This is a genomic window from Anoxybacillus thermarum (assembly GCF_000836725.1).
Classification (GTDB): domain Bacteria; phylum Bacillota; class Bacilli; order Bacillales; family Anoxybacillaceae; genus Anoxybacillus; species Anoxybacillus thermarum.
Genome location: NZ_JXTH01000104.1, coordinates 1 through 3,797, shown reverse-complemented (window position 1 = coordinate 3,797; position 3,797 = coordinate 1). Strand labels below are relative to the sequence as shown.

Annotated in this window: 3 protein-coding genes and 1 pseudogene; 2 read left to right on the top strand and 2 right to left on the bottom strand. The window is 41.0% G+C overall.

The window, feature by feature from the left end:
- On the top strand, positions 1-224 hold a 224-nt coding region (locus LH47_RS15720; protein WP_043968765.1), incomplete at its 5' end, for an IS66 family transposase.
- A 56-nt stretch (positions 225-280) separates the two neighbouring features.
- Here LH47_RS15720 and LH47_RS14310 read toward each other — a convergent pair.
- A pseudogene (locus tag LH47_RS14310) lies at positions 281-586 on the bottom strand (IS4 family transposase); the annotation flags it as partial.
- A 529-nt stretch (positions 587-1,115) separates the two neighbouring features.
- Between LH47_RS14310 and LH47_RS16270 the strand changes: the two are divergent.
- Positions 1,116-2,777, top strand: coding sequence for a carbon-nitrogen hydrolase family protein (locus LH47_RS16270; RefSeq protein WP_152619637.1), 1,662 nt, complete (start codon positions 1,116-1,118; stop codon positions 2,775-2,777).
- A gap of 221 nt (positions 2,778-2,998) precedes the next feature.
- On the opposite strand, the gene LH47_RS14295 is transcribed toward LH47_RS16270, so the two are convergent.
- Positions 2,999-3,797, bottom strand: a 799-nt coding sequence (locus LH47_RS14295) for an IS4 family transposase (RefSeq protein WP_043968629.1), incomplete at its 5' end; no start/stop codon positions are given.

Below are 3,797 nucleotides of genomic sequence, written 5' to 3'. Positions count from 1 at the left end.
AAGTACATGTTCCCTTTGACAACAACCAAGCCGAACGCGATCTTCGCATGGTCAAAGTCAAAGAGAACATTTCGGGTACGTTTCGCGAAGAAACATTCGCCCAGTCTTTTTGTATCACAAGAAGCATCGTTTCCACACTGACGAAACACGAAAAAAACGTGTGGGATTCGTTATGTCTTCTGTTGACGGGTGACACGCTTGATCATGTTCTTTCTACCACTTAGGGCATTTTCTATTACGGGGATGCCCTATTTGTGTTGCGCATCTTTACATACTACTATCGGAGTGAATAGTTACAAATGATCAACGCCAACAAGCGTTTCATGATGTCATAGGGAACTTCTTTCGCTTTCTTGGATACTGTGGAATAATGGAATCGCGGCAATCCATACAGAGGCCCCACATCGGCTCCGTGGCGAAAGCTTTTCCATTGATGCATGGCGACCAGCAGGAAGAAGTGAATCAACTCGCGCAACGTAAAGGTTCGAGACGAATCACGATCCCCAACCGCTTCGGCAATCCGTTGAATCTCTTCATCCGAAACAAGTTTTTGCATCAAATTCGGGAGTGTGGTATGCTTGTTCATAGAGAGCACCTCCTAGGTTTGTTTGTGTCGCTACTCACATTCTACAGGAAAGGTGCTCTTTTTTCTATACCCTTTGGATTTTATTGGATAATCAACACGCCTGGTGTGCAATTATAATTTTTTAGCTTCTCATTCACAATTATCTCAACTTTTCACTAAAAGAACGTAATTGTTTTAGAAGTTTAGCGGTGGCTACTCCTTTGAAGAAAAGGGGACACTGGTGATGACAGTTACGGATGCATTAACGTTTGAAGTGATCCCTGTCAAGTAGATAAGAATAAAAAAGCACATTTAAGCAGGAGGCTGACTCAACATCACTCAGAAGCGATGTTCTGATCCAGCTTCTAGACACAGAAGCTGTAAGGCTTCTGTTTTTTACGACAAGTTTCGACAGGATTTTTTATTAAAACTATGTATAGTTTTGGTGAGTGAAAAGGTATCGCTTTGACTGTGAGAGAAGGTATAGGGCTGTTATTAAGGGAGGTAAGGGTAAGTGATTCCTGACAATATAAAAAAGGATCATGTATTCATGGCAATTAAAGAGATTGATGAAAATGGTATACCAGCGAGTAGAAATTCAACGAAATTCCAACTTTTCTATAACAATAAACTGTATCCGCCTAAATATGTTTTATCCCTAGCAAATAAATATGCAAATGGAAAAGAGCTGCAACCTTGGGAATTTAGTGGTGGGGTAGAGACGAATAACTTCCTAGAGAAACTGGGGTTTAAAATTGTAAGTAAAGCGCCGTCTCAAATTAAGACCGGACCCGAAAAAGATAATAAAGATTGTCATGTAGCAAGAAGTAAAGGGGGGATAAAGAACAAGCATAATCATCGATGCAGCGAATGTAAAAATACGATAATTGATATGTTTAGAGTTATTTTCGGAAATGTCAAGATCGAACATAAGATGGAGATCAAAGCCCGGTTGGAGGATTATATCCATGATAGTTATTATAAAGATTTAGCGACTATTTATAATGCATTAAAGAATTACAGAGGTAATGAAAGTTTTGTTAGGAGCAAATTTCTAAAGTCTTGTGACCTATATATACCTCAGCCAGGATTTGTGGTTGAACTTGATGAATCTCAACATTTTTCCGAAGCGAGAAAAATATCGTTAACCCATTATCCAAAAGGGTTAAAAACAGGATTTAACGTTAATAAGTGGATTGAACAATGTGAAAAGATAATGTCTAAGGATAATAACCCTCATGATAGGGATGAACAAAGGGCCTGGTATGATACTCTGAGGGATTTTTTACCTTTGATTAAAGGGTTACAACCTACGGTTCGCATATCTTTGCTGGATTACACTTGGTGCGAACTTGATCCAAACAAGGAAGAGGATGTCGAATTATTCAAGTCACTAGTTTTAAATATTGATACTGAAAAAAAGGAAAATAATAAATCCAGTGAAAAAGTTCGAATTGCTACAGCTTGTTTACAATCGGATGGTCACTATACCAATGAGAGTAGAACTCGGCTGCTTTTCGAACTTATAGATAAATTGGATCAAAAAGCGGACTTGATATTGCTACCTGCCGGTTTTTATCAGACGAGCAATGATCCTAAAACCTTATATGCAAGACTCAATAAAGTTATTGTACAATATTTGGAAAAGTTAAATAGTAATATGGCTATTTGCTTGGGAATAGATGGGCGTTGCGGCTTGGATCAAATGGCCGTGTTGTTTACAAGGAATGGATTACAAGCCATTGGTAGGAAGTTTTATCCAACCGATTTTGAAGAGATTGATGGGGCAGATTCCTATTTATCTTTAGAAGATAGTTATTCAAGAGTGTTTGAATTAAAAGGCAAGAAATTTTATATGGCAGTTTGTTATGATGTATTTGGGATTAAGAAGGAAAGGTTAAAAAATCCTGGTATCGATGTGATCTTAGACTTAGTGCATCAATTTCATCCAATTGGTGAAGACAATTCAGGTGATGTACTTTTTGCAAAACATGGATTTGCAGGTGCTTCTAAGCATTGGGGATGTCCAATTTTTGGTGCCGCTGTTTTCTTTAATAGAGAAATACCTAAAAATTGGCCTACAGGTGTGATATGGGATTGTAATAAAAAAAATACGCGAAATTGGAGATACACAGATAATCCTTTGACTCATTATGAAGAAATATTGATTCGTGGTGATGAAAACGTGCTAATTAGGCTGTTTGAGATTTAACATTATCTTGATGAACAGTACCTGTCGCTCTTCGCCAAAAAACGGAGCCTGTCCCTTTAACCGAGGGGAAGACTCTGTTATAGTATTGAGTTATTCTCTTTCCAATTGCTGCTTTTTCAACAAATCGAAAATTTCCATAAGAAGTTCCTCTTGATTTGTTAAGGCTGGCGGAGCTTCCTTTTTTTCTTCCTGTTTTTTTAAGATGATACCACGAGTGTTGATTATCCAAAATTATACATACGCCTTCCATAAATTTGGGCATACTCAAACAAAGCAGCGGCCATCCCGGATTTCCAATCGAGAGGAAGCTGCCCAGAGAAAAAACGGCGAACAAACGAAATGAAGGAAAGAGAGACGTTCGTCCGTTTTTTGGTTTGATCATACAGCCATCGCAGCAACACATACGCAATGAACGCCCCAAACAGCTGATTGTATACCGCATTTTCCGTCGTGCCAAACAAGGTCGGGACATTCAGATATTGCTTCACCCAACGGAAAAAGACCTCAACAGTCCAACGTTGTTGGTACATGTCGGCAATGGTTTCCGCAGACGCATGGAAGAGGTTCGTCACGACCCGAATGTCGCGGCCATTCGCATCTCGAAAGATCACCACCCGGTGACGCTTGGTGGAGCGGCATTGTTTCGTCCCCAACTGGCACGTGAGGTCGGCTTGAACCGATGAGGATGTGCTGGAAAGGCGTTTCAAGCTTTTTTTCTGACGAAGTTCGATGTTGTCCTTCATCCGAATGACAAAGAGCTGATGCTGCTCCACAAATCGATCGAGGCGTTCGATTTTGAAATACGCCCGGTCTTCCACCAGCACTTGTTGAGCGTTCGTCAACTGTTCTCCCACCGGGCCATCATGACGCAGTCCGATGGTTTCCACCACGTCTGCCGGCAACGAGGATTCCGGCGAATACGCGACGTGCAGCTTCACTCCGGCGCGTTCGCCGTGATACGGCGCCCATGGCAGGCGGTTTTTCCCGACCGTGACGGTCGTCGAATCCACCACCCGAAGC